At 68.8% G+C, this 23,558-nt stretch carries 20 protein-coding genes and 1 pseudogene; 8 read left to right on the top strand and 13 right to left on the bottom strand.

The features are described from left to right. The first annotated feature begins 103 nt into the window (after positions 1–103). Together DCN14_RS04480 and DCN14_RS04475 are read left to right on the top strand one after the other, a co-directional pair. Positions 104–826: a class I SAM-dependent methyltransferase gene (locus DCN14_RS04480; protein ID WP_096505485.1), complete on the top strand. Its 723-nt coding sequence runs from the start codon at positions 104–106 to the stop codon at positions 824–826. Between the two features lie 119 nt (positions 827–945). Next, positions 946–1,614: a glutathione S-transferase gene (locus tag DCN14_RS04475; protein WP_096505487.1), complete on the top strand. Its 669-nt coding sequence runs from the start codon at positions 946–948 to the stop codon at positions 1,612–1,614. Between the two features lie 6 nt (positions 1,615–1,620). Here the strand turns inward: DCN14_RS04475 and DCN14_RS04470 are convergent, their stop codons facing one another. Beyond that, positions 1,621–2,274 (bottom strand): DUF1345 domain-containing protein, encoded by a 654-nt coding sequence (locus DCN14_RS04470; RefSeq protein ID WP_096505489.1) that lies wholly within the window; start codon positions 2,272–2,274, stop codon positions 1,621–1,623. 136 nt (positions 2,275–2,410) lie between these two features. On the opposite strand from DCN14_RS04470, the gene DCN14_RS04465 reads away from it, so the two are divergent. Then, positions 2,411–3,136, top strand: a complete 726-nt coding sequence (locus DCN14_RS04465) for a metallophosphoesterase (RefSeq protein WP_096505491.1) — start codon at positions 2,411–2,413, stop codon at positions 3,134–3,136. Positions 3,137–3,166: 30 nt separating this feature from the next. On the opposite strand, the gene DCN14_RS04460 is transcribed toward DCN14_RS04465, so the two are convergent. Both DCN14_RS04460 and DCN14_RS04455 read right to left on the bottom strand, forming a co-directional pair. Next, positions 3,167–3,862: an RES family NAD+ phosphorylase gene (locus tag DCN14_RS04460; RefSeq protein ID WP_096505493.1), complete on the bottom strand. Its 696-nt coding sequence runs from the start codon at positions 3,860–3,862 to the stop codon at positions 3,167–3,169. Between the two features lie 2 nt (positions 3,863–3,864). Continuing rightward, the gene (locus DCN14_RS04455) at positions 3,865–4,284 is read right to left on the bottom strand and encodes an MbcA/ParS/Xre antitoxin family protein (protein ID WP_096505495.1); all 420 of its coding nucleotides are present in this window, start codon (positions 4,282–4,284) and stop codon (positions 3,865–3,867) included. A 232-nt stretch (positions 4,285–4,516) separates the two neighbouring features. On the opposite strand from DCN14_RS04455, the gene DCN14_RS04450 reads away from it, so the two are divergent. After that, the gene (locus tag DCN14_RS04450; RefSeq protein WP_096505497.1) at positions 4,517–5,299 is read left to right on the top strand and encodes an ABC transporter substrate-binding protein; all 783 of its coding nucleotides are present in this window, start codon (positions 4,517–4,519) and stop codon (positions 5,297–5,299) included. A 953-nt stretch (positions 5,300–6,252) separates the two neighbouring features. Here the strand turns inward: DCN14_RS04450 and DCN14_RS04435 are convergent. Next, positions 6,253–7,725 carry a sigma-54 dependent transcriptional regulator gene (locus DCN14_RS04435; protein ID WP_096505502.1) on the bottom strand — a complete coding sequence of 491 codons (1,473 nt, stop codon included), beginning with the start codon at positions 7,723–7,725 and terminating at the stop codon, positions 6,253–6,255. 440 nt (positions 7,726–8,165) lie between these two features. Continuing rightward, positions 8,166–9,083, bottom strand: a complete 918-nt coding sequence (locus DCN14_RS04430; RefSeq protein WP_096505504.1) for a metal-dependent hydrolase — start codon at positions 9,081–9,083, stop codon at positions 8,166–8,168. Positions 9,084–9,653: 570 nt separating this feature from the next. Between DCN14_RS04430 and DCN14_RS04425 the strand changes: the two genes are divergently transcribed. Beyond that, entirely contained in the window at positions 9,654–9,995 is a 342-nt protein-coding gene (locus DCN14_RS04425; protein WP_059466723.1) for an FKBP-type peptidyl-prolyl cis-trans isomerase, read from the top strand. A 26-nt stretch (positions 9,996–10,021) separates the two neighbouring features. Then, positions 10,022–10,789 carry an AraC family transcriptional regulator gene (locus DCN14_RS04420; protein ID WP_096505506.1) on the top strand — a complete coding sequence of 256 codons (768 nt, stop codon included), beginning with the start codon at positions 10,022–10,024 and terminating at the stop codon, positions 10,787–10,789. Positions 10,790–10,844: 55 nt separating this feature from the next. Here DCN14_RS04420 and DCN14_RS04415 read toward each other — a convergent pair whose 3' ends face one another. Further along, positions 10,845–11,288, bottom strand: coding sequence for a GNAT family N-acetyltransferase (locus tag DCN14_RS04415; RefSeq protein WP_096505508.1), 444 nt, complete (start codon positions 11,286–11,288; stop codon positions 10,845–10,847). 163 nt (positions 11,289–11,451) lie between these two features. Here DCN14_RS04415 and DCN14_RS04410 point away from each other — a divergent pair. Then, positions 11,452–12,901: pseudogene (locus DCN14_RS04410) on the top strand (MFS transporter). A 307-nt stretch (positions 12,902–13,208) separates the two neighbouring features. Here DCN14_RS04410 and DCN14_RS04405 read toward each other — a convergent pair. Then, on the bottom strand, positions 13,209–13,658 hold the full coding sequence (locus DCN14_RS04405; RefSeq protein ID WP_096505510.1) for a helix-turn-helix domain-containing protein: 450 nt from the start codon (positions 13,656–13,658) through the stop codon (positions 13,209–13,211). Between the two features lie 153 nt (positions 13,659–13,811). On the opposite strand from DCN14_RS04405, the gene DCN14_RS04400 reads away from it, so the two are divergent. After that, a complete protein-coding gene (locus DCN14_RS04400) occupies positions 13,812–15,074 on the top strand; it encodes an MFS transporter (RefSeq protein ID WP_096505512.1) in 1,263 nt (420 codons plus the stop codon). Positions 15,075–15,218: 144 nt separating this feature from the next. On the opposite strand, the gene DCN14_RS04395 is transcribed toward DCN14_RS04400, so the two are convergent. The 6 genes from DCN14_RS04395 to DCN14_RS04370 all read right to left on the bottom strand — a co-directional run bounded on the left by DCN14_RS04395 (position 15,219) and on the right by DCN14_RS04370 (position 23,553). Then, the gene (locus tag DCN14_RS04395) at positions 15,219–16,385 is read right to left on the bottom strand and encodes a glycosyltransferase family 4 protein (protein WP_096505514.1); all 1,167 of its coding nucleotides are present in this window, start codon (positions 16,383–16,385) and stop codon (positions 15,219–15,221) included. After that, positions 16,385–17,569: a glycosyltransferase family 4 protein gene (locus DCN14_RS04390; RefSeq protein ID WP_096505516.1), complete on the bottom strand. Its 1,185-nt coding sequence runs from the start codon at positions 17,567–17,569 to the stop codon at positions 16,385–16,387. Before DCN14_RS04390 ends, DCN14_RS04395 begins: the two co-directional genes overlap by 1 nt. Continuing rightward, positions 17,566–19,032, bottom strand: coding sequence for a glucose-6-phosphate isomerase (locus DCN14_RS04385; protein WP_096505518.1), 1,467 nt, complete (start codon positions 19,030–19,032; stop codon positions 17,566–17,568). The genes DCN14_RS04390 and DCN14_RS04385 overlap by 4 nt, the downstream gene beginning before the upstream one ends. Positions 19,033–19,042: 10 nt before the next feature. Beyond that, positions 19,043–20,179, bottom strand: a complete 1,137-nt coding sequence (locus DCN14_RS04380) for a glycosyltransferase family 4 protein (protein WP_096505520.1) — start codon at positions 20,177–20,179, stop codon at positions 19,043–19,045. Positions 20,180–20,306: 127 nt separating this feature from the next. Next, a complete protein-coding gene (locus tag DCN14_RS04375; RefSeq protein ID WP_096505522.1) occupies positions 20,307–21,266 on the bottom strand; it encodes a glycosyltransferase family 2 protein in 960 nt (319 codons plus the stop codon). Positions 21,267–21,327: 61 nt separating this feature from the next. Next, positions 21,328–23,553 (bottom strand): polysaccharide biosynthesis tyrosine autokinase, encoded by a 2,226-nt coding sequence (locus tag DCN14_RS04370; protein ID WP_096505524.1) that lies wholly within the window; start codon positions 23,551–23,553, stop codon positions 21,328–21,330. Between the last annotated feature and the right edge of the window lie 5 nt (positions 23,554–23,558).

Below are 23,558 nucleotides of genomic sequence, written 5' to 3'. Positions count from 1 at the left end.
CGCATACCGGAATGGCCGCTCGCCTTGTTGCGTCGCCGGCCCGCGCTTACGCTCGGGTCGATGCGTGGGCATGCCGTCCGCGCTCCGACCCGAGGAATCCGCCATGTCGCTCCCCGCCAGCGCCGCGAAATTCGATCCGGCACGCGCGCACGAATACGCCGAACAATCCCGCATCGCGCTTGCCGGCTACGACGCGTGTCACGAACTCGCCGCGTGCATGCTCGCGTCGTCGATCGCGGCGGCCGATGCGCGGCTCCTCGTGGTGGGCGCGGGCGGCACCGGACAGGAAATCTGCGTGCCCGCCGCGCTCGAGCCGGGCTGGCAATTCACGGCGGCCGATCCGTCCGCGCCGATGCTGGCGCTCGCGCGTGCGAACGTCGAAGCCGCCGGTTTCGGCGCGCGCACGCAATTCGTCGAGGCCGGCGTCGATACGCTGCCCGACGCGCCGGCCTTCGACGGCGCGACGCTGATCGGCGTGCTGCACCACGTGCCCGGCGACGATGCGAAGGCCGCGCTGCTGGACGCGATCGCACGGCGCCTGAAGCCCGGCGCACCGCTCGTGATCGCGGGCAACTACCGCCGCTATGCGGACCACCCTCGCCTGCTCGATGCATGGCAGCAGCGCTGGCGCATGAAGGGCGCCTCGCCCGACGCCGTGCGCGCGCAACTCGCGAAGATCCTGCAGGGCGCCGATCCGCCGGCTGCCGAGGAAGCCGTCTTCGCGTTGCTGCGCGATGCGGGCTTCGATGCGCCGCTGCGCTTTTTTTCGAGCCTGTTCTGGGGTGCGTGGATCGCGGTGCGGCGCGGCGCCCGAGCGAACGAATGACGAAGCGGCACGCCTCGCGCGCGTTGAATCGTGGCGACGCCATCGCACGTTCGTCCCTGCGTGCGTGCCGTGGTTCGCGCTCGGTATGATGTCGTTCCCGCCCCTCTTCCGGCCTCGACATGCTGACCGTCCACCACCTGAACAACTCGCGTTCGCAGCGCGTGCTCTGGCTGCTCGAAGAACTGGATGTGCCGTACGAGATCGTGCGCTACGAGCGCGATCCGAAGACGATGCTCGCGCCGCCCGCGCTGCGTGCGATCCACCCGCTCGGCAAGTCGCCGGTCGTCACCGACGACGGCCGCACGTACGCGGAGTCGGGCGCGATCATCGAGTATCTGGTCGAGCGCTACGGGAACGGACGTCTCGCGCCGCCGCCCGGTACGCCCGAGCGGCACAAGTACACGTACTGGCTGCACTATGCGGAAGGTTCGGCGATGCCGCCGTTGCTGCTGAAACTGGTCGCGTTGCGGATCGCGCATGCGCCGATGCCGTTCTTCGCACGGCCCATCGCACGCAAGATCGCCGCGACGCTGCAATCGAGCTTCGTCGATCCGCAGATCGCGCTGCATCTCGGCTATCTCGACGACACGCTGAAACGCACGGGCTGGTTCGTCGGCGACGGTTTCAGCGCGGCCGACATCCAGATGAGCTTCCCGCTCGAAGCCGCAATGGCGCGCGGCGACGGCGGCAAGCATCCCGCGATCGCGCGCTTTCTCGAAACGATCCACGCGCGCCCGGCCTACCGTCGCGCGCTCGAGCGCGGCGGCCCGTACGAACTGCTCAAGTAAGCCGCATCAGCTCAGCAAACCCGCCGCGACGTTGATCGACAGCCCGAGCACGGCCATGTTGAAGTAGAACGACAGGATCGACTGCGCGAGCACCGAGCGGCGCGCGGAGCGGTTGGCAAGCGACACGTCGGCCGTCTGCGACGCGACCGCGAGCGTGAACGCGAAATACAGGAAATCCCAGTAGTCGGGTTCGAGGTTGCGATCCGGAAAGCGCAGCGCGCGGTCGTTGCTCGGCGAGCCGTAATAGAGCCGCGCGTAGTGCAGCGTGAAGATCGTCGGGATCAGGAACCATGCGCCGAACAGCGTCGCGCCGGTGATCGCGTAATGACCGAGCCCCATGCGGAAACCGACGCTCTTCGCGGTGGCGAGCTCGATCGCGATCGCGGCGACGCTCGCGACCGTCGCCGCGCATACGACGGTCAGCACCGTCGTCGCGCTTTCGTCCTCGCGGATCGCGACTTCGCGCACCTTGTAATGATGCGCGGTAATCATGCGTCCCCACATCAACGCAAGATACAGCCAGATCGCGCAATCCCAGCCGATCAGCGCACGTGCGGCCGGACGCAGCGAAAACGGCAGCAACACCGCACACAGCACGCCCGCGACGAAGGCCGAGACCATGCGCGGCCGGTTGCGCAATACCTGCGGATAAAACGTCATCGTGTCATTCCGAAAGCGGATGGAAAGGGTTCGGCCGGCGCGCAAACTGCCCGCAACGCCATGCCGGCGGGTACCGCCCCGATTATCGCCATTCCTGCATGACGTTGCGATGGGTACGAGCGCCTAAGATATCGGGATGACTGCCTCCCTCTGCCACCATCCCGCGAACACGGCCGGCCGCGACTTCGTCGTCGGCGACCTGCACGGCTGCGTGGATGTGCTGCGCGCGCTGCTGCACGACGTGCGCTTCGATCCGGCGCGCGACCGGTTGTTTTCGGTCGGCGATCTCGTCGACCGCGGCCCCGCGTCGGAAACGGCGCTCGATCTGCTCGACCGCCCGTGGTGCCACGTCGTGCGCGGCAATCACGAAGAGGTGCTGAGCCTCGTATCGCGCGGCAAGCTGCCGCCCGACGCGTGGCGCGGGATCGGCGGCGACTGGGGCGCCGACCTGCCGCCGGAGCGGCTGCACGCGCATGCGGCACGTGTGGACACGCTGCCGCTTGTGCGCGTGATCGGCGACGGCGCCGCGCGCTTCAACGTGCTGCATGCGGAGTTCCTCGGCCCGGACGCCGAGCTCGATACGGGCAGCTATTCGCACGACGTGCGCGAGCGGCTGATCTGGGGGCGCGATCTCGTCCAGGGGCTCGTCGATCCGGCCCGGCAAGCCGGGCTGTCGCTGACCTGCACCGGCCACACGCCCGTGCGCGCACCGCAGCGCATCGGCGCGCAATGGTTCATCGATACGGGGGCATTCGCACCGTCCGGACGCCTGACGATCGTCGAACCGCGCACCGGCGATACGTGGTCGCTCACGCAGGCCGACGCGCGCGCGCGCCATGCGGGCGACCTGCCGCTGCCCTGAAGCCGTCGGCGCCGGCAGCGGGCACGCCGCCTACCCGACCTGATTCAGCTCGAACACCGCATCGACCGCGGAGCCGTTCCAGTTGTATTCGAGATAAGCCGCGTGATGACAGTCGCGCAGCAGCGACGTGCGAAACGCCGCGAGACATTCGCCGCGCGGGTCGCGCACCGACGGATAGACGATCCCCGCGCCGCCGGCATGGCGCACCGCGCGGCCGAGCGCCTGACCCGCGCTGTAGTCGAGCGGATCGAGCAGGCCGGGGCTGCGTTGCGGCCACGTGCGCACGTCGGCCACGTCGCCTTGCGCGAACACCGTGTAGAGCCGCATCTGCTGACGCATCGGCGCCTCTTTCGTCGCGGCCAGGAACAGCCCGCTGTGATACCGCGTTTCGGCGATCGCCGTATCGCGCGAACGCGCGCAGTAGAACACGCCGTAGCTGCCGTCGGAAAAGCGGCTGCCCTGCGGATTCAGGTGCGTGAACGCGGCCATGATCGGCCCCCAGCCCTGGCCGTAGCGGCGCTCGGCCGGCGGCACGAGGTCGAGCGTGCCGACTTCGTGGCGAATGCGGTCGTTGGTCAGCGATTCGAGCGCATAGAGCGCGTCGAAATCGTCGGCCGACGCAACGCGGTCGAACAGGTTGATGGCGGGAAAGCGGGTAGGAATCACACGATAGGCAGGTGCCCAGTCGACGACGGTCGTGGGCCAGTGTTGCGTTTCGGTCGGCATCGTCACGCCCAGCCACCCCGCATCGCGTCGAGATATTGACGCACGGCGACCAGGTCGCCGACGTTGCCGGCCAGCATCCGGTCGAGCGCCCGCTTGCCGCCGAACGGTGCCGCGTCGTTGGGACGCTTGACCCACGTGTCGGCTGCCGACGGCTGCGGCAGCAGGATCTGCAGCGCCTTGTAGATGCCGAGCAGCAGCGATAGCCGCTCGAGCGTATCGCGCGGCAGGCGCGCCGATTCGGGCGAGGCCTTCCACTTGAAGAACGTCGAGCGGCCGGGCGAGCCGAGCAGCACGATCTGCTCGTCGATCGTCAGCTCCCAGTCGCGCGCGATGTTGAAAAACGCGCGCAGGCCGGCCGCCGACATGTGTGCGACCGAAGCCTGCCGCGGGGCGGAATGCGGATCGAACGCGGGTTGTGACATGATCGTTAGTCTCGAAACGAATTTACTAACAAGATTAGTCCATTTTCGTATTTTTGCAAGGGTCGGCACCTTCCGTCCGGTCATTGCATCCGATGAATCGATATTTTTTGTCCATTCTGGACTGCAATTTTATTTTCTGCGTTAATGGCCGGACGGACAGCGCCGGCACGCGACGCCCGTCCGCTCCAACCGGGTCACCCGGAACCGGAACGACCACGCCAAGGAACGCACCATGAAGAGACTGATTGCCGCCGCTTCGATCGCCCTGCTCGCGGTATCCGCAGGCCCCGCCGCCGCGAAGGACTGGACCACGCTGCGCTTCGGCACCGACGCCAGCTATGCGCCGTTCGAATCGAAGGCGCCCGACGGCAAGCTCGTCGGCTTCGACATCGACCTCGGCAACGAGATCTGCGCGCGGCTGAAGGCGAAGTGCGTGTGGCTCGAGAACGACTTCGACGGGATGATCCCGGCGCTGAAGGCGAAGAAGTTCGACGCGGTGCTGTCGTCGATGTCGATCACGCCGCAGCGCGCGGAGCAGATCGGCTTCACGACGAAGATCTACAACCAGCCGACGCGGCTCGTCGTGAAGAAAGGCTCGCCGCTGCTGCCGACGCCCGAATCGCTGAAGGGCAAGTCGATCGGCGTCGAGCAGGGCACGACGCAGGAAGCGTATGCGAAGGCGTACTGGGCGAAGCAAGGCGCGAACGTCGTGTCGTACCAGAACCAGGACGGCGTGTACGCCGATCTCACGTCGGGCCGCCTCGACGCCGCGCTGCAGGACGAGGTGCAGGCCGAGATCGGGTTCCTGAAGTCGCCGCGCGGCGCGGGCTATCAGTTCATCGGGCCCGAGCTCGTCGACGAGAAGGTGCTCGGCATCGGTGCCGGCATCGGGCTGCGCAAGGAAGACACGGACCTGAAGGCGAAGATCGATCGCGCGATCCACGACATGGTCAAGGACGGTACGTACAAGCGGCTCGCGTCGAAGTACTTCGACTTCGACATCTACGGCAGCTGAAGCGGCGGCGCGTGCGGCCGGGCGCGATGCCCGTCGTGCGCGGCCGGACCGCGTTGCCGCTTGCTCGCCGGGCGGCAACGCACCGGCTTCGTCGTCCGCAGCGCGACAGCGCGCAAACACACATCCTTCGGATTGCGAATGGATTGCTCCGCATGCAACCGCCGGTGACGCGTCAATACGCGAAGACCGGGCGCCGGGGAACCGGTGCCCGGGTACACATGCCCTTGCGGATCGTGTTGGCTGGCGGGAAAGCGCCGAGCCGGCGCGGATGACCGGGAATCAACCGGATCCGCCTCGCACCGGGCGCGGAGAGATGGCCCGTCGAAGCATGCCGGCCGGCTGCAAGGCGCGCGGTCGACCGGCGATGCGTCGAATCACTGCGATCGCGGCCTGCCGGCCGCGGCGTGTGGCGATCGTTCATTTTTCTACCCCGTTTCGGTCTGCTGCTTGGTACGGCAACCGGACGACGCCGGTGCTCCGACGATCCGCCGACGACGGTCCGTGCCGGGCGGAACGCGGCCGTGTTGCCCCGCGCCGCCGTGCATCCCCGCGGACTGCGTCCTTGCCGGCCCTCGCATGCTTCGCTGCCGAACCGGCCGGACGCCACGTCGTCGACTTTCGCACGCTCCTATCCGCAAGGACCGGGCCAGCTTCGCGCGAGGCCGTCAGCACAAGGGTTTCATCGGACGGGAATGGAACCGGAACGGGCGGAACGCCCAGGAAGTTGCGAAACTGAAACATGCGCTGCGCAAGCGGCGTCAGCCGTGCAGCGGCAACGCCTTGCGGGACAAGGCACACGGACGATGCGGAAAATTTTCCCGGCGCGCACGCCCCCCTTCTGCCCGCATTTGCCGCCCGGATTCGCGCGTGCGCCGACGCGAAACGTTTCACGTCCTTTACACCGGTGCGGGCACCCGCGCGCGGGCCGGCCGCGCACGCTGCGCGGCCGCGGGTCAGCCCACCCGTTGATGGTCCTCGTCGCCGGACGGCGCGCCGTCCTTCCCGCCGTTGTCGCCGTTGTTGTCGTGATCGTTGAGCCCGTGCTCGATCATCATCCGGTACAGCGTGACGCGCGAAATGCCGAGTTCGGCGGCGGCCTTGTTGATCCGGTGATCGTTGCGCAGCAGCGCGTTTTCGATCGCGGTGCGCTCGGCAAGCGAGCGCGCCTGTTCGAGCGTCACCGGCTCCGCTTCGCCCGGCGTGTCGAGCCCGAGATCGTGCGGCGTCAGCAGCCGGCTCTCGGCCATCACGATCGCGCGGCGCACGCGGTTGATCAGCTCGCGCACGTTGCCCGGCCACTCGTAACGGCGCATCGCATCGAGCGCCGCGGACGTGAAGCCGCTGATCTTGCGGCCGCTGTCGGCCTTGTACTTTTGCAGCACGTAATGCGCGAGGATATCGATGTCCTTGCCGCGCGCGCGCAGCGGCGGCTCGTGAATGCGCAGCACGCAGAGCCGGTGATAGAGGTCCGCGCGGAAACGTCCGGCTTCGACCGCGCCGTCGAGATCGACGTGCGTCGCCGAGATGATCCGCACGTCGACCGGAATCGACTCCTGGCCGCCGAGCCGCTCGATTTTCCCTTCCTGCAGGAAACGCAGCAGGCTCGCCTGGCTTTCGACCGGCATGTCGCCGATTTCGTCGAGAAACAGCGTGCCGCCGTTCGCGGATTCGATCCGGCCCGCGCGCCGCTGGTTCGCGCCGGTGAATGCGCCGCGCTCGTAGCCGAACAGTTCCGACTGCAGCAGGTGATGCGGAATCGCGCCGCAGTTGATCGCGACGAACGGCCCCTTGCCGCGCCCCGAACGCTCGTGGATCGCGAGCGCGGTGAGTTCCTTGCCGGTGCCCGATTCGCCGGAGATGAACACGCTCGCATCGGTCTTCGCGACCTTGCGGATCGTGCTGAACAACTGCTGCATCGCTTCGCAGTTGCCGATCATCCCGTGCTCGCCGATCGACGCCGCGTACGCCGCCCCGTCGACGCGATCGAGCGCCGCCATCCCGCGCGCGTGACCGAGCACGTGCGAAATCCATTCATTCGGCAACGGCAGCGTCACGTAGTCGAAACAGTAGCTGCGGATCAGTTCGCGCACGGCCGTGCCGATCATGTTGCCGGCCTGCGCGATGGAGATCCAGCCGATCGCCGGCTGGCTCAGGCACGCTTTCAGTGCGGGATAGTCGCGCGATGTGAAGCCCGTGAAATCGATGAGCCCGGCGGCGACGCTCACGCCGGACGTCATGTTCTGCGCGGCGCCCGCCGTCTTCGCGACCGCGATCTCCCAGCCAAGCTCGCGCAGTTGCGCCAGCAGCGACTCGTCCGGCGAACGCATGATCACGAACAGCTTGCGTCCGGCCTCGGGAGCGGTGACGGACACGAACGGCATCTCGGGCGCCGCCGTCCCGTTTGCGTCGGGTGACCTTGCAACCATCGTTGTTCCCCGCTTGGCGTTGGTATCGTGCGCCGGCTCGCCGCCGCGTACGACGGACCTCGATCGAACCGACATATTGGCCGCATTTCCGTTTGAATAAAATCCCCCCGCGCCATAATCGCGCGCCCGGGCGAATCCTTTCATGACGGTATATCGATGCCGCCGACGCGCGGCTAGATGGGTGTTATCCCGGTGGCGCGACGGGCGCGACGCGGGATCGGATCGGCGCCGAACGCGCAAAGCCGCGCCGGCACTGGCGCACCGGCTCGCGCGGGCGGTCGGGCACCTGGAATCGGCCCGGTGGCGGGTAGCCATGCGACCGGCGAAAGCGCGCGGCCGCCCGCTCGCGCACCCGCTGCCGCTTGATGTCGGTCAATCGTCAGAAGAAGCGCGTTGATGCATGAACGCAACACGCGCCACGGGGGGTGCGGGCGGCTACGTCAGCGTCCCGATGCGAGCGGCGCGAGCGCGTTCGCGCGGCCGCGGCCGGCCGGTGCGTGATCGTGGTCGCCATACGCGGCGACGAGCGCCTCGACACGCGCGAGATGATGGCGGTTGTCATGGTCCCACGGGTGGAAACCGGGCCGCAGGAAGCTCAGCCATTCGCCCGCGATGCGCGGAAACAGCCCGCGCCGCGGCCCGTACAGGAACGCGAGCACACGCAGCATGCCGCGCACGTGATGCCCGGCACGACGATCGCGCCACAACAGCGTCACGTGCATCAGGAATACGGTCGGCCAGAACGTCAGCGTCGTCAGCAGATACACGCCGACGCGGATCAGATAGCGCCCCGCGCCCGGCTTCATCACGGCATTCCACACGTCGTAGGACACGGCCTTGTGCTCGGTTTCCTCGAGCGCGTGCCAGATCCACATCTGCCGGTAGCCTTCGACCGAACCGTCGAGACGCGTCGGGTCGCGCAGAAGCCAGTCCGCGAGCATCGCCGTGTAATGTTCGGCCGCGACGGTATGCGCCAGCTGCACCGATCGCGGCAGCACGCGCTTCATGACGCCGAGCACCGCCCACACGCGCTTGTCCAGCTTGCGCGCGGGCAGCCGGTTGGCCTGCATCAGCTCGTTGTATTCGACGTGCTCGCGCGTGTGCATCGCTTCCTGGCCGATGAAGCCGAGCACCTGCCGCTTCAGCACGGGATCGTCGATCCGGTCGCGATAGTTGCGCACCGAATCCATGAAAAAGCGTTCGCCGGCCGGAAACAGCAGCGACAGCGCGTTGAAGAAATGGGTCACGTGCGGGCCGAGCCCATGCCAGTCCTTCGCGCGTTCGACCGGCAGGTCGAAGCGCAGGTCGCGGCGCACCGGCATCACCTCGGCTGCGGTGGCGGAAGCGGCTGACTTCATGTTGGTCGTTCTCCTTGTTTTCGGGCGGCCCGGCATCCGTTGCGGCCGTGCCGGCGCGGGCCCGGGCGCCGCATCGCGCGGCGCCGAAATCCTGACATCGACAGATGTAACGATAGGCCGCGGCCGGCAACGCGCGCAAGCCGCGCGGTAGATGCGCGCTTCCAAACGGGGCACGGTCGAAAGCGCCCGGAAAACGGCGTGCGAACGTCGTCCGGTGATGCGGAAATTCGAACGCACGGGTCGGTTCGCGGGCCGCCACTGAACGTCGCCGCTACGACTCGCGATCGGCGGGGCAGCCCCGCCCCACGGGCATTTCAGCGATTTTTACGGCGGCACGTGGCGCGCCGCCGACCGGCCAGGTAGCACCGATTCATACACGCGAGCGACGCGCGCGGTGCAACCGCGTTTATCCGGCTCGCGGAAAATTCAAACGCGCGTTCCATTCGCGTTTCGGGCATCACACCGCGCACCGTCTCGACGGGCCTGCCGCCGGGCCCTCGCCGCGTGCGGCGGCCCCCTGCGCGCTCGCCTACAATAGCGGTTTTACCCAACCCCTTTTCAGGAGAAGTCATGTCTGTCACCACGACCGCATCGGGCCTCAAAATCGAAGACCTGACCGAAGGCACCGGCGCGGAAGCGCAAGCCGGCAAGACCGTCAGCGTTCACTACACGGGCTGGCTGACCGACGGTCAGAAATTCGACTCGAGCAAGGACCGCAACGACCCGTTCGCGTTCGTGCTCGGCGGCGGTATGGTCATCAAGGGCTGGGACGAAGGCGTGCAGGGCATGAAGGTCGGCGGCGTGCGTCGCCTGACGATCCCGCCGCAACTCGGCTACGGCCCGCGCGGCGCAGGCGGCGTGATTCCGCCGAACGCGACGCTCGTGTTCGAAGTCGAACTGCTCGACGTCTGACGACGCCGCCGGCCGACGTCCCGCCGATGCAACGCATCCCGTCTCCCGCCATCGCGCTGCGCCGCTACGACACGTGCGAAGCGTCGGACGTGCACGACTTTCATCAGGTCGTGCTCGGTGTCGACGGCGCGATGGTGATGGCGGTGGACGGCGTCGGCCAGCGCATCGACCGGCACGCGGCCTGGCTGATTCCGGCCGGCTCGCGCCACGATTACGCGGGCCTCGGCGACAATCGCCAGCTCGTGCTGGATCTCCCCGCCGCGTCGCTCGCGGTGCCGCAGCGGCTGTTCGACAGCGCGCGCGCCGTGGCGATCGATCCGGCGCTGACCTCGCTGGTCGCGCAGGTCGCGGCAACCGCCGCGCAACTCGACGGCCCGGCCGGCGACGCGCCGCGGGCGCACCGTTTCCAGTGGCAGGCGGCCGCGCGGCTGTGCGACGCATTGCTCGGCGACGCCGGCGTTGCCGCACCCGCCACGGGCCTCGATTTCGCGCGTATCGACCGCTGGCTGCGCGCACGGCTCGCGGAGCCGCTGCGCATCGCCGATCTCGCCGCGCACTGCGGCTATGGCATGCGCCGCTTTCACCAGTTGTTCGTCGACGCGTTCGGCGAAACGCCGCATCGCTACCTGCAGCGGCTGCGGCTCGACACGGCCGTGGTGCTGCTCGCCGACGGCCGTCATCCGCTCGTCGACGTCGCCGGCATGGTCGGCTTCGCCGATCAGAGCACCTTCACGCACGCATTCACGAAACGCTTCGGCGTCGCGCCCGGGCGCTGGCGCGGCGAACGGCACTGAGCGGCCGGGCAACGCCCGTTCCGGCCCGGGGCCGATTGCGGCGTGCCGGGTCGCGCTACGATCCGACCGTTTTCGAGAGCCGCTGCCCGTCGCGCGCAAAGCCATGCCGCGCGTAAAAACGGTGCGCATCGGGCCGATGGTCGCCGCTCGTCACCTCCAGCTTCACGCACCGCGCCTGCTCGAACCAGCGCTGCGCCGCAGCCATCAGCGCACGGCCGACGCCGAGCCCGCGACAGCCTTCATCGACGATCAGGCTGGTAATACGCCCGAGATTGCCGTCCGTGTGAAACAGCGGCAGCGCATGCAGGCTGATGCAGCCGACTATCCGGCCGTCCATCACGGCAACCACGATCCGGTCGGCCGCGCTCGGCAACAGCGCGGCCAGCTTGCTGCGCATCATCGCGGGCGGCGCGTCGTAGCCGAGCTGCCGCAGCAGTCTCGCGATGTCGGCGTATTCGTCGATCTGCGCTTCGCGCGTTGTCAGGTTCGATGAGGTCATCCGGAGTAATGTATTGAACGGAGATGTTTGCAGCTGCCTTCACCGCAAGCCGCCGCTGCCATGTTAATCGCCGCGCGTGCCGTCCGGCCCCTCGCCTGCCCGTGTATCGACGCTTCACGCCGGCCTGAAGCATCGCGTGTCCGTCGCGACCTACGATGCGTACATGGACACGACACCTCCCACCTCAGCCTTTCCGTCCGCGCTCGCCCGCATCGTCGCGACCGTCAGCATCGGCTTCGTCGTCACGCAGCTCGACGTGACGATCGTCAACATCGCGCTCGCGCATCTGGCCGCCGACCTGCATCTGCCGGTCGCCGGCCTGCAGTGGGTCGTCGACGCCTATACGCTCGCGTTCGCGGTGCTGATGCTGTCGGGCGGCGCACTCGGCGATCGCTTCGGCGCGCGCCGAATGTATGTCGCGGGCCTCGTGCTGTTCGCGCTCGCATCGCTCGCCTGCGGCGCCGCCGTCGCGCCCGCGCTGCTGATCGCGGCCCGCGCGCTGCAGGGCGTCGGCGCGGCGGCGATGCTGCCGAATTCGCTCGCACTGCTCAACGATGCATGCCGGCACGATCCACGCCTGCGTGCACGCGCCGTCGGCTGGTGGACGGCTGCGGGCTCGATCTCGATCGCGGCCGGCCCGGTCATCGGCGGCCTGCTGATCGCGGCGTGGGGCTGGCGCGGCATCTTTCTCGTGAACCTGCCGCTGTGCGCGGCAGGGCTTGCCGCCGCGTTCGCATGGGTGCCCGCGCGCCGCGGTAGCACCGGAAGTACCGGTGCGTTCCGTGCGAGCGCTCGACCTGCGCGGCCAGTTCATCGCGATCGCGATGCTGACCGCGCTGACGGGTGCCGTGATCGAATGGCGGCCGCTCGGTTTCACGCATCCGATCGTCGGCGGCGGCTTCGCGCTCGCGGCGCTGGCCGCGCTCGCGTTCGTCGCTGTGGAATCGCGCACGGCAACGCCGATGCTGCCGCTGTCGCTGTTCCGCCGCCGCACGTTCAGCGCGGCCGTGCTGTTCGGGATCTGCGTGAATCTCACGTATTACGGCACGGTGTTCGTGCTCGCGCTGTACCTGCAGCGCGTGCGCGGCGAATCGGCGCTGCAGGCAGGGCTCGCGTTCCTGCCGCTGACGGGCGGTTTCCTGTTGGCAAACCTGGCGAGCGGCCGTGTAGTTGCCCGCCACGGCCCGCGCATGCCGATGCTCGCCGGCGCACTCGTCGCCGCCATCGGTTACGGATCGCTGCATTTCATCGATGCGTCGACGCCGCTGCCGCTGCCGCTGCTGCTGGTGCCATTCCTGCTGATTCCGACCGGCATGGGCTTCGCGGTGCCGGCAATGACGACGGCCGTGCTCGCATCGGTCGGACATGAACGCGCGGGCATCGCGTCGGCGGTGCTGAACACCGCGCGCCAGGCCGGCGGTGCGATGGGCGTGGCCGCGTTCGGCGCGCTCGCGGGTGGCGGCAGCGCGTGGCAGGCCGTCGACGGCCTGCATATCGAAACCGCCGTGTCGGTCGTGCTGCTGATCGCGGCCGCGCTGATCGCGACGCTGGTGCGGCCGGATGCGCATCGCGGTGCGGCAGGTGCGCGCCAGGTGGTGTCGGCAGCCGATTGAGCGGAACGATCACGCGTCGCCGGAATCGCCTGAACTGTTGCGTGTCGTACCCTCCGCCGATACGCAACCGGGCAAGATGATCGCGCGTGGCAGCCGCCCAGCACCTGTTTGCGCTGATAACGTGCCCTTCTGATGGCCAGCGCCACGCGTGAATTTTTCCAAATGGGGGAATGTGCCTTTCCGCCCGCCTGGCGGCGTCGTTCACCGTTGCAACAGCGACGGCTATTGCGCCGCATCTCTCCCTGCATACGCCCCGAGAGGCAGCCCGCCAAGGCGACGCGTGCGCAAGCCCGTTAGCGGGCCAGCCCTAGTCAGCAACCTTGCGCACCACCGTCTCCGCCGCCTTCACCGGCCGGCCGTCGTCGTGCCGCAGCGCGAGCTTGCGGATCGCGCGGCCCGTCTTGCGGTCCACCAGCACCGAATGCGGCTCGCCGCGCGCGAACAGGTTCGCCTCGCCCCACTGGCGCAGCATCACGATGATCGGGAACAGCCCCTCGCCCTTCTTCGTCAGCGCGTACTCCTGATACGCGCTGCCATCCGACGCGGGCACCACGTCGAATACGCCGGCATCCACCAGCATCCGCAGCCGGTCCGACAGGATGTTGCTCGCGACACCGAGGCTCGCGCGGAAATCGCCGAACCGGCGCACGCCGTCGAACGCATCGCGCACGATCAGCAACGCCCAGCGATCGCCGACGATATCGGTCGCCCGCGCCACCGGGCACGGCGAATCCGCAAGACTTCTCTGCCTGGCCATGTTCCTCTCCACTGTCGCACCGGCCGCCTGCGCAGGCGCCGGCCGTCCATGCGCGGGCCCGTCGCCCGCCGCTTCACAGGTTGCATTTTAAAACTACTTTTCCTACACTCACACTGGTTTCAAATTGCAACCAGATAGTGCGAGGAAAAACCCATGGAATCGTCCTGCCATTCAGGCCCCGTCGCGGCGAACGCGGCACCGCACGCGGATCGTCCGGCCGACGGCGCGCGCGCGTCCGCGGCGCTGGTCGCGCTGCTCGCCGTCTGCTGCGCGGCGAGCGTCGCCAACGTGTACTACGCGCAACCGCTTCTGGATTCGATCGCACGCGACTTCGGCGTATCGCAGGCGGCAGTCGGCGGCGTCATCACCGCGACGCAGCTCGGCTGCGCACTCGCGCTGCTGTTCGTCGTGCCGCTCGGCGATCTGCTGAACCGCAAACGCCTGATCGCCGTTCAGCTGTTGCTGTTGACGGCGGCGTGCATCGGCGTGGCCGCATCGTCGACCCGCATCGCGCTGCTCGCGGGCATGGTGGCGGTCGGGCTGCTCGGCACCGCGATGACGCAGGGACTGATCGCCTGCTCGGCCGCACTGGCCGGCGCCGGCGAACGCGGGCGCGTGGTGGGCGCCGCGCAGGGCGGCGTCGTGATCGGCCTGCTGGCCGCGCGTTCATTGGCGGGTGTCGTCACCGACGTCGCCGGATGGCGCGCGGTCTATCTCGTGTCGGGCGCGCTCGCGATCGCGATGCTCGTCGCACTGTCACGGCTGCTGCCCGATACCGAAGCGCCGCGCGAACGCATCGGCTACGCGGCGCTGCTGGGTTCGATGGTGACGCTGTTGCGCACCGAGCGCGTGCTGCGCGTGCGCGGCGCGATCGCGCTGCTGATGTTCGCCGCGTTCAGCATCTTCTGGAGCGCGCTCGTGCTGCCGCTGAGCGCCCCACCGCATTCGATGTCGCATACGCAAATCGGCGCATTCGGGCTCGTCGGCGCGCTGGGCGCGGCAGCAGCGGCACGCGCGGGCCGGCTCGCGGATCGCGGGCTCGGCGAAGCGACGACCGGCGCCGCACTCGCGCTGCTCGCGTTCTCGTGGCTGCCGCTGGCGTTCGGCGGCACGTCGATCGCGCTGCTGGTGATCGGCATCGTGCTGCTCGACGTAGGCGGACAAGCCGTCCACGTCGTGAACCAGAGCATGATCCTCGGCGCGCGGCCCGATGCGCATGCACGGCTCGTCGGCTGCTACATGCTGTTCTATTCGATCGGTAGCGGACTCGGCGCGATCGCGTCGACGATGATGTATGCGCACGCCGGATGGACCGGCGTCTGCGGGCTTGGCGCGGCGGTCAGCGCGATCGCGTTCGTCGTATGGGCCGCGACGCGCGCCCGGACGCGGCACGTGCCGGCGACGGCGCGCGGATGACGGCACGCCCGGCGCCGAACGGCAAAAGGCCGGCTCGCCCGAATCGGACGGCCGGCCTGCGAACCGGACGCACACGTGTGCGCACCGGTTCCTGCTTCGCGACGACGACGACAACGACGGCGCGCACTCACGCGCCGCGCTCGTTCAACCCGCCATCCGGATCGCCTCGTCGTACACGCCGGCGACGCGGCGCGCGATCACCGCATTGTCGAAGTGATCGCGCGCATAGCGCTTGCATGCGGCTTCGTCCGGCAGCTTGATCGCGCCCGACAGCGCGGCGCCGAGCCCTTCGGCGATCGCGTCGGCGCCGGTGGACGGCAACACGAGATCGTCGGACAGCCCGGCGACCGCCTCGGGCAGCCCGCCGACCGGCGTGACCAGCACCGGCGTGCCGGACGCGAGCGACTCGACCGTGATCAGCCCGAAGCCCTCGAGCGCGACCGTCGGCACGACGCTGACGGTGGCCGCGCGGTACAGCGCCGCGAGATGCTGGTCGGGCACGAAGCCGAGCAGCTTCACGTTGTCCTGCAGCCCGGCCGCGTCGATGCGTTGCTGCAGTTCCTCGGCGAGCTTGCCCTTCCCCGCGATCAGCAGCAGCACGTCGGGATGGCGGCGCTTGACCATGCCGATCGCGTCGACCAGATCCTCCAGCCCCATGCGCCGCACGAGCCGGCGCACGGCCAGCACGATCGGCCGGTCCTGCGGCAATTGCAGCTTGTGGCGCGCCTCGCCCGGCGTGAGCGGCGTGTCGAACTGCGCGGTATCGACGCAGCCGGGAATCACGCGCACGCGCGACGGATCGATCCCGTAGCGGTTCGTCAGGATCTGGCCGAACGCCTGCGACAGCACGATCAGCCGCGACGAGCGCGTATAGACGGCCTGTTCGAGATAGCGTTTCGCGCGCTGCCCGAGCGATGCCGCGCCCTCGACCTGGCTTTCGTCGGCCCACGGCCCCTGGAAGTGCGACACCTGCGGAATCCCGCGCGTCACGTCGAGGCCGGGGAACGTATAGAGCGCGAAGTGCGACGAAATCACGTCCGGCCGGTCGCTGCGGATTTCATCGCGCAACGCGCGGCGCGCGGCGAGCATCCGGCGCGCGAGCGGCTGCGACGCGGGACCGAAGCCCTGGATCGCGCCGCCCGTGTCGTCGGCGACCTTCGGCGAGCCGGCGACGAGCCCGCGCACTTCGACACCCGCACCCGGCAGCGCGCCGACGAGCGAGTAGTACATCCGGTCGAGGCCGCCCGCGCGTTCGGGAAACCAGTGCATGCCGATTTGCAACGATTTGATCGGCCGGGAAGAAGAAGACATCACGATTGCTCCTGCGTGACCGCATGCTCGACCCGCTCGAAAGCGGACGGCTGCGAGGGTTGGCCGATGCGCCGGTAAAGCGCGACGTACTGGGCGCCCATGTGGGCCCAGCCGAAACGGGTCATCAATTCGCGGGCCGCGTCGCCCATCGCGCGGCAGGTGTCGCGCGACGCTGCAAGCGAGCCGATCGCCTGCGCGAGCGCGTCCGGATCGTCCGGGTCCTCCAGCACGATCCCGCAGTCGCGCGTGATGATTTCCGCGCCGCCCGCGGTGCGCGCGGTGACGACCGGCAGCCCGGCCGCCATCGCCTCCAGCAGCGACAGGCTCATCGCTTCGTAGCGCGAAGGGAACACGTACGCGTCGACCGAGCGCATCAGCGTCGGCATGTTCTTCACGAGCCCGAGGAAATGCACGCGCGACGCGATGCCGAGCGCGCGCGCCTCTTCCGGATACGGGCTGCCGGGCAGATAGCCGGCCACCGCGAGATGGACGTTCGCCGGCAGCCGGGTCAGCGCCTTCAACACGGTGCCGAGGTTCTTGCGCGGCGTGCGCAGGTCGCCGACGAACAGCAGCAGGAACGCGTCGCCGGGCAACTCGAACGCCGCGCGGTCGGCCTGCGCGCCCGCGAACGCGCTGCCGTCGACGCCGTTGTAGATCACGCTGATCTTGCGGCTGTCGATACCGAGCCCGGCGATCTCGTCGGCGACCTTCTGCGACACCGCGGTAATCGCGCGCGAGCGGCGGTATGCCCAGCGCTCCAGCGCAGTGTTCACGCGCGTATAGACGTACTGGTAGGCCGACCACACGCCCTTCGTCAGTCCGAACGGGTAATACGGGCTCTTGAACCAGCCGCCGTGCACGAAGTGCGCGGTATTCACGTCGGCGCGGATCCACGAGATGAAGCCGTTCACGTGCAGCACGTCGTATTCGCCGCGATGCGCGCGCAGCCACCACGCGCTCTTCAGCGCGAACACCTGCTGCTTGACGAGATTCGACGGCCAGAAACGCCCGGCCTTCACCGGCACCCAGCGCACGCGCGGGTCGGCCAGCAACTCCGGCGCGACGTGCGACGCGACCAGCGTGACCTCGTAGTTTTCGGCCAGCGCCGCGCGCGCGATTTCGTAATTGACGCGGCCCTGCCCGTCGTTATGACGCACGACGTGCGTGACGATCGCGATCCTCAATGGTCGCCTCCCGGTGAACGCGCGGCGGCCGGCAGGCGCTGCGCCTTCTGCCAGTGCGCCGCGGATAGTATGGAAAAAATGGCCGTGAACATCAGCAGGCCGCCCGTGCCGATCAGCGAGTTCGTGAACACGAGCATCGCGAAGGTCGACAGGCACAGGCTCAGGCACGCGCCGACGAACTTGTCTTGGCGCAGCTTGAACGCCGCGCGCAGCGTGCGGCCGAACAGCATCACGACGCCCGCGAGATACAGCAGCGTGCCGGGCCAGCCGAGCACGAACGGCACGTTCATCACGCCGCTGTCGAAACTGCCGTACTTGCCGAGCTCGCCGCTGTCGCTCGACAGCTTGGTCGACGCGCCGGTCGCGCCCATCCCTTCGCCGGCGACGTCGGTGAACGCCGTTTGCGCGAACGTCGCGTAGAACTTGTTGCGGTCGTCGTAGCTGCGGTCGTCCTTCAGGTTCGTGATCGATTCGAGACGCTGGCCGAGCCGGTCGGCCACCGGCCCGACGGTCAGGAGCGGCACGCATAGTCCGACCAGCACGACGCCGCTGATGAGGATCCGCATCCGCACGCGGTTGCTCGACTGCACGAGCTGGATCGCGAGCGCGATCACCCAGCCGCCCCACGTCGAGCGCACGAGACACAGCGCGAACGACACGAAGCCCGCCGCGCCGGCGAACCAGCGGACCTTCTGCGGCGCCGCGAACACGAACACCAGCGCGCCCATGATCGCAAACGCGAACGGCCCGGACGAGTTCATCGTGCTGAACACGCGCACGCCGTACGGCACCGGCTCGCCCTGCGAGCCCATGTCGGAACCGACCATCCACAGCACGTCCCACTGCGGCATCACGAAGTACTGCACGACGCCGTACACGCCCATCACGAGCATGCCCCACATGAAGGTGGACAGCAGCACGTCGCGGTACTCGGGGTAGTCGCGCGAGTTGACCATGATGTGAAAGCCGATCAGCACCGGGTACACCCAGTTCGCGAGGTCGTAGGTCGCGGCCATCACGCCGCTCGACACGATCCCGACGAGATACGCATACGTGAGCCCGAAGAGGATCAACAGCACCGGAATCCCGCGCCGCTGCGCGAGCACGCGGTAGTGCCGCAACAGCCCGAGGCCGGCGATCATCGTCACCGCGAGCGGCGCGACCTGGATCAGGCTCGTCGGCGTGAAGGCGCCCTTCGACCAGTCGGCCAGGCGCCGCACCTCGGGGCTCAGGAACCACACCCACCACATGAAGCCGACGTAGCGCGCCGGGCTCTTGAAATAGAGCCAGAGGCCGACCGCGATGGCCAGCACCGGAAACGCGAGCGTCAGTATCCTGCCCTGGTGAATGGCGATCAGCGCGGCGGTCAGCGTCCACAGCCCGGCCTGCCCGGCCCAGTGCTTCGGCTCGGCAAACCAGCTGCGGGTGCGCGACGGCGCGCGTTCGGCGGCAATCGTACTCATCGATCCGTACTCACCGCGACGAAGGGCGCGAATCCGCAAGCGGCATCGCCAGGCCCGCGGCGGCCGGCGTGCGACGCCGGCGCAGCATGTCGCGCGTGATCCGCACATGCTGTTCGGCAAACGCCTGCGTGGTCAGGTCGCGCTCGCGCAGGCATTGCGCCGCGGCGCGCGCGCATTCGAGCGCGGCAGCCGGGTCGGCCACGAGGCGGTCGGCAGCCTGGCGCATCGCCTGCGCGTCGAACGGCGGCACGTACGCGGCCGTGTCGTGCGGGAAGTAGTCGCTGAGCCCGCCGACGTCGGACACGATCATCGGCTTGCCGACGGCCGCCGCCTCGAGCATCACGGTGATGCCCGACGCGTGGAAGTTCGGCCGCAGCGGCACGACGATCACGTCGGCCCATGCGTACAACTCGTGCTGCTTCGCGAGCCCCGACGCCGAGCCGATCCGCACGTTCGGCGCATGCCACTCGCGCGGCACGCGACGGCGCGTCGCGAGCCGCACGTCGTAGCGCGCGTCGCCGCCGAACGCGGCGAGGAAGGTGCGCCAGTCGCGATCGCGGTCGTTGCCGATCGCCGCGATCCGCAGCGGCCGGTTCGGCTGCCACCGTTGCGGGTCGGTGAGCGGGAAATCCTGCGTGTTCAGGCCGTAGTACACGAACTCCGCATCGCGCCCGAGATAGCGGCGGCACAGCTCGGCGTTGTCGCGGGCGAGCGTGGTCAGCGCGTCGGCGCGGGCGAGCAGCTTGCGGTACAGCCAGCGGCGCGGGCCGCCGAAGGTGCCCCACTTGTCGAACAGCCACACGCTCTGCGCGAGCAGCAGCGGACGCTTGCCGTGCGCGCCGGCCAGCTTCAGGATCAGCGCGGCGGCGAGGTGTTCCTGCTCGGTGTGCGTCCAGATCACGTCGGTATTCAGCAGCGCGGCGCGATTGCGCCATGCGTGCACGACGTCGAAGCCGAGCGCCGCCTTCAGGCCGCGGCGCGCGAGGCTCGCGATGCGGCCCTCGCGCCGGTCCTGCGAATAGGTGAGCCGGAATTCGTCGGATTCCGCGTGGTGATAACCGTACAGGCAGCCGATGTTCTCGCCTTTCCGGTAGGTACGCGGATCGGCGCCGTAAAACAGGTGAACGTGAACCTTCGTGGGAGTCATGTCAGCCTCCGCCGGGCCGCCCCAAGGAGACTGGCCGCCCCCTCGGGGGGCAGTGAACGTAGTGAGCGTGGGGGTCGTACCATTTCAGGCCCTCCGGGTGTGGCCGTGCGCAATGCGCGCGGCCCGTTCAAGACGTCACCGGCGGCATCGCCGCGCGGTGGGGGGCAAGGTTCGCGCGGCGCGCATCGCGGGCGCCGCGGCGCACTGCGCGCCAGTGCTCGCGCACCCGTTCGCGCCTGCCGGTATGCAGCGACAGCAGCACGTGCGCGAAGCCGGGATAGACGCGCGTACCGACCAGCGTCCACCACCACCACGCGATCTCGCGCCGCAGCGGCGGCAGATGCTCGCGCAGGATCAGATGCAGGTTGTACGCGCCGTTGCTGATCGCGTTGAGCGACGCGGCATCGCGCCGGTCGTCGTCGAAGCGTTCGGCCGGAAAATGATCGACCGCGATCGCCGGGTCGTAGACGAGCTTCCAGCCTTCGCGCTGCACGTGCATGCTGAAGCCCATGTCGTTGTGCACCTGCGCGCCGGCGCCGCGCAGCCGCGTGTCGAAGCGCAGCCGCTCGATCGCGGCGCGCCGGTAGCTCATGTTCGCGCCCTTGAGCATGTCGACTTCGCGCGCGCCGCCGACGCCGAGATGATGGTTGCCGACGATCTTGCCGGACAGCGTGAGCTGGCCGACGCGTTCGCGCGACGCGTCGAGCACGCGGCCTTTCTCGTGAACCCAGTCGCGTCCGCCGACCGCGCCGACGCGCGGATCGGCCTGGAATGCGGCTTCGACGCGCGCGAGCCAGTCGGCGCGCGGCGCCGCGTCGTCGTCGGTGATCGCGACGACGTCGCCGGTCGCCGAGTCGAGCCCCTGGTTCAGGGCGGCGACCTGCCCCGGCACGTCGACCGGCACGATGCGCAGCGGCAGCGCGCCGCCGACCGACGGATCGGCGAGACGCTCGTGCGTGGCGTCGTCCTCCGGGCGCGCGACGACGATCACCTCGTCGGGCAGCCGCTGCTGGCGCTGCAGCGCCAGCAGGCAGCGCGCGAGGTCGGCGGGACGCCGATAGGTCGGAACGAGCACGGAAATTTTCATCGAGGTTCTCCAGTCGGCCGGGCCGATGCGGCTCGCACCGGCCCGGTGTCGTGCAATGCGGTCAAGCGCTCAGGTATTCATGCACGGCCGCATAGCCGCGACCGTAGCCACGCGCTTTCGGCGGCACGCCGTTGAAGATCCCGCCTTCCAGATCGACGCCCGCGGTGCGCAGGCGCTTGATCGCGTCGGCGATCTCCCCTTCGGTATGCATGCCAGAGCGCAGCACGAGGAACGTCGCGCCGGCCATGCGGCCGATGATGGTCGCGTCGGTCACCGCCAGCACCGGCGGCGAATCGATCAGCACGATGTCGTAGCGCTTGCCGAGCCCTTCGAGGTATTGCGGCAGGCGCGTCGACATCAGCAGCTCCGACGGGTTCGGCGGCCGCGTGCCGGCCGAGATGAACGACAGGCCCTGCACCGGCGTCTCGCGGACCGCCTCCTCGAGCGGCGACTGGTCGCTCAGCAGCTCGGACAGGCCCGGCTGCGCGGTGAGGCCGAAATAGCGGTCGAGCATCCCGCGGCGCATGTCGGCGTCGATCAGCAGCACGCGCTTGCCCGAATGCGCGAGCAGCACCGCGAGGTTGACCGTCAGGAAGCTCTTGCCGATGCCCGGCGTCGGGCCGGTCAGCACGATCACGCGGTTCTTCGCATCCATCATCGCGAACTGCATCGCGGTGCGCAGGCTGCGCATGCTCTCGACGCTCAGGTCCTTCGGACGCAGGCTCGCGAGGATCGGCCGCGCGCGGCCGCCGCCCTTCTCGGCCGCGGCGTCGAGCTTCACCTGCTCGGCGCTTTGCGGCACGAGCCCGTACAGCGGCAGATTGAACGCGCGCTCGACGCGGTCCGGATCCTCGATGCCCTGGAACAGGTTGCGGCGCAGGAACACGATGCCCGTGCCGAGGATCAGCCCGAGGAACACGGCGGCCGACAGGATCAGCACCTTCTTCGGCTTGACCGGATCACCCGGACGCAGCGCCGAATCGACGAGGTGGATGTTGCCGCCCGTGCCGGCCTTCTGCACCGACAGTTCCTGCACGCGGTTCAGCAGCAGCACGTAGATGTCCTCGGCGACCTTCGCGTCGCGCTGGAGCTGGACGGCCTTCACTTCGGTCGCCGGCAGGCTGCGGAAGCGGTTGCTGAACTTGTCCTTCTCGGCCTGCAGTTCCGCGAGCTGCTGCTTCGCGGCGATCACCATCGGGTGCGAATCGGTGAAGCGCTGCGCGAGCGATGCGAGCTGCAGGCGCTGCGCGGCGATCTGCTGTTCGTACTGCACGCTGCCTTCGAGATAGACCTTCGCCTCGTCGCTCGCGTTGATCGAGCCGGACGTGCGCTGATATTCCGTGAGCGCGGCTTCCGCCCGTTCGAGGTCGGTCTTCAGACGCGGCTCCTCGCTCTTCAGGAAGTCGAGCATCTTGGTCGCTTCGGCCTGCTTCGCGATCACGTGCTGGTTCAGGTACGACTGCGCGAGCGCGTTCGCGATCGCGGCGGTCTGGTCCGGATTCTTGCCTTCGAGCGAGATCTGCACGACGCCCGTCTGCTTGCCCTGCTCGGTCACCTGGATGCCGGACTGGAAACCGGTGATCGCGTCGAGATCGTTGTAGCGGACCACCGTGAACTGCGTGCCCGGACGCGCGACCAGCTTCTGCACCAGCAGCGTCACGCCGCCGCCCTGCTCCGACTCGCCGGTGCGGCCCGACAGCAGCCGGTTGCCGTTTTCGTCGACCAGCGTGTAGGTGCCGTTCGGGCCGGCCGTCAGCGTCAGCTTCTTGCCTTCGAGCGCCGGCACGACGTTGACCGTGTCGATGTCGGCCACTTCGCCGCCCCACGCGTAGGACTTCAGGCCGAGCCACGGCCGCGCCGGGTCGCCCGGCGTCGCCATGCGCGCGGCGAGGCTGCCGAGCAGCGGCATCGTCTTCGGCACAACCGAGAAGTTCAGCTTGAACTGATCGACGACCGGCGCGACGACGCCGCGGCTCTTGATGATCTCGATTTCCGCATCGGTCGGCGCCTGCTGCGGACCGCTGTTGATCATCGCGCCCGTCTGCGTCTGCGTGAGCGCCTGCGTCGTGTTGTCGTTGCCCTCGACGCGCACGTGCACGTCGGCCTGGTACACCGGCTTCGCGACGTAGCAGTAGAGGCCGGCGAGCGCGACGACCGTCACCGCGATGCCGAGCAGCAGCCAGATGTCGTCCATGATCACCTGGAGCAGCTGGCCGAGGACGACGTCCTCTTCCTCGGTTTTCGCGGTCAGATCCGCGTAGGAGTGTTTCGCTTGCGTGTTCACCATTCGTT

This window comes from Burkholderia sp. IDO3 (genome assembly GCF_003366075.1).
Lineage (GTDB): Bacteria > Pseudomonadota > Gammaproteobacteria > Burkholderiales > Burkholderiaceae > Burkholderia > Burkholderia anthina.
The sequence above is the reverse complement of the archived record's forward strand: the minus strand, read 5'-3'. Positions and strand labels throughout refer to the sequence as shown.

Excerpts from the sequence above, each read along its gene's own strand:
- DCN14_RS04480 (WP_096505485.1), top strand. The coding sequence starts at position 104 with ATGTCGCTCCCCGCCAGCGCCGCGAAATTCGATCCGGCACGCGCGCAC.
- DCN14_RS04475 (WP_096505487.1), top strand. The coding sequence starts at position 946 with ATGCTGACCGTCCACCACCTGAACAACTCGCGTTCGCAGCGCGTGCTC.
- DCN14_RS04470 (WP_096505489.1), bottom strand. The coding sequence starts at position 2,274 with ATGACGTTTTATCCGCAGGTATTGCGCAACCGGCCGCGCATGGTCTCG.
- DCN14_RS04465 (WP_096505491.1), top strand. The coding sequence starts at position 2,411 with ATGACTGCCTCCCTCTGCCACCATCCCGCGAACACGGCCGGCCGCGAC.
- DCN14_RS04460 (WP_096505493.1), bottom strand. The coding sequence starts at position 3,862 with ATGCCGACCGAAACGCAACACTGGCCCACGACCGTCGTCGACTGGGCA.
- DCN14_RS04455 (WP_096505495.1), bottom strand. The coding sequence starts at position 4,284 with ATGTCACAACCCGCGTTCGATCCGCATTCCGCCCCGCGGCAGGCTTCG.
- DCN14_RS04450 (WP_096505497.1), top strand. The coding sequence starts at position 4,517 with ATGAAGAGACTGATTGCCGCCGCTTCGATCGCCCTGCTCGCGGTATCC.
- DCN14_RS04435 (WP_096505502.1), bottom strand. The coding sequence starts at position 7,725 with ATGGTTGCAAGGTCACCCGACGCAAACGGGACGGCGGCGCCCGAGATG.
- DCN14_RS04430 (WP_096505504.1), bottom strand. The coding sequence starts at position 9,083 with ATGAAGTCAGCCGCTTCCGCCACCGCAGCCGAGGTGATGCCGGTGCGC.
- DCN14_RS04425 (WP_059466723.1), top strand. The coding sequence starts at position 9,654 with ATGTCTGTCACCACGACCGCATCGGGCCTCAAAATCGAAGACCTGACC.
- DCN14_RS04420 (WP_096505506.1), top strand. The coding sequence starts at position 10,022 with ATGCAACGCATCCCGTCTCCCGCCATCGCGCTGCGCCGCTACGACACG.
- DCN14_RS04415 (WP_096505508.1), bottom strand. The coding sequence starts at position 11,288 with ATGACCTCATCGAACCTGACAACGCGCGAAGCGCAGATCGACGAATAC.
- DCN14_RS04405 (WP_096505510.1), bottom strand. The coding sequence starts at position 13,658 with ATGGCCAGGCAGAGAAGTCTTGCGGATTCGCCGTGCCCGGTGGCGCGG.
- DCN14_RS04400 (WP_096505512.1), top strand. The coding sequence starts at position 13,812 with ATGGAATCGTCCTGCCATTCAGGCCCCGTCGCGGCGAACGCGGCACCG.
- DCN14_RS04395 (WP_096505514.1), bottom strand. The coding sequence starts at position 16,385 with ATGTCTTCTTCTTCCCGGCCGATCAAATCGTTGCAAATCGGCATGCAC.
- DCN14_RS04385 (WP_096505518.1), bottom strand. The coding sequence starts at position 19,032 with ATGAGTACGATTGCCGCCGAACGCGCGCCGTCGCGCACCCGCAGCTGG.
- DCN14_RS04380 (WP_096505520.1), bottom strand. The coding sequence starts at position 20,179 with ATGACTCCCACGAAGGTTCACGTTCACCTGTTTTACGGCGCCGATCCG.
- DCN14_RS04375 (WP_096505522.1), bottom strand. The coding sequence starts at position 21,266 with ATGAAAATTTCCGTGCTCGTTCCGACCTATCGGCGTCCCGCCGACCTC.
- DCN14_RS04370 (WP_096505524.1), bottom strand. The coding sequence starts at position 23,553 with ATGGTGAACACGCAAGCGAAACACTCCTACGCGGATCTGACCGCGAAA.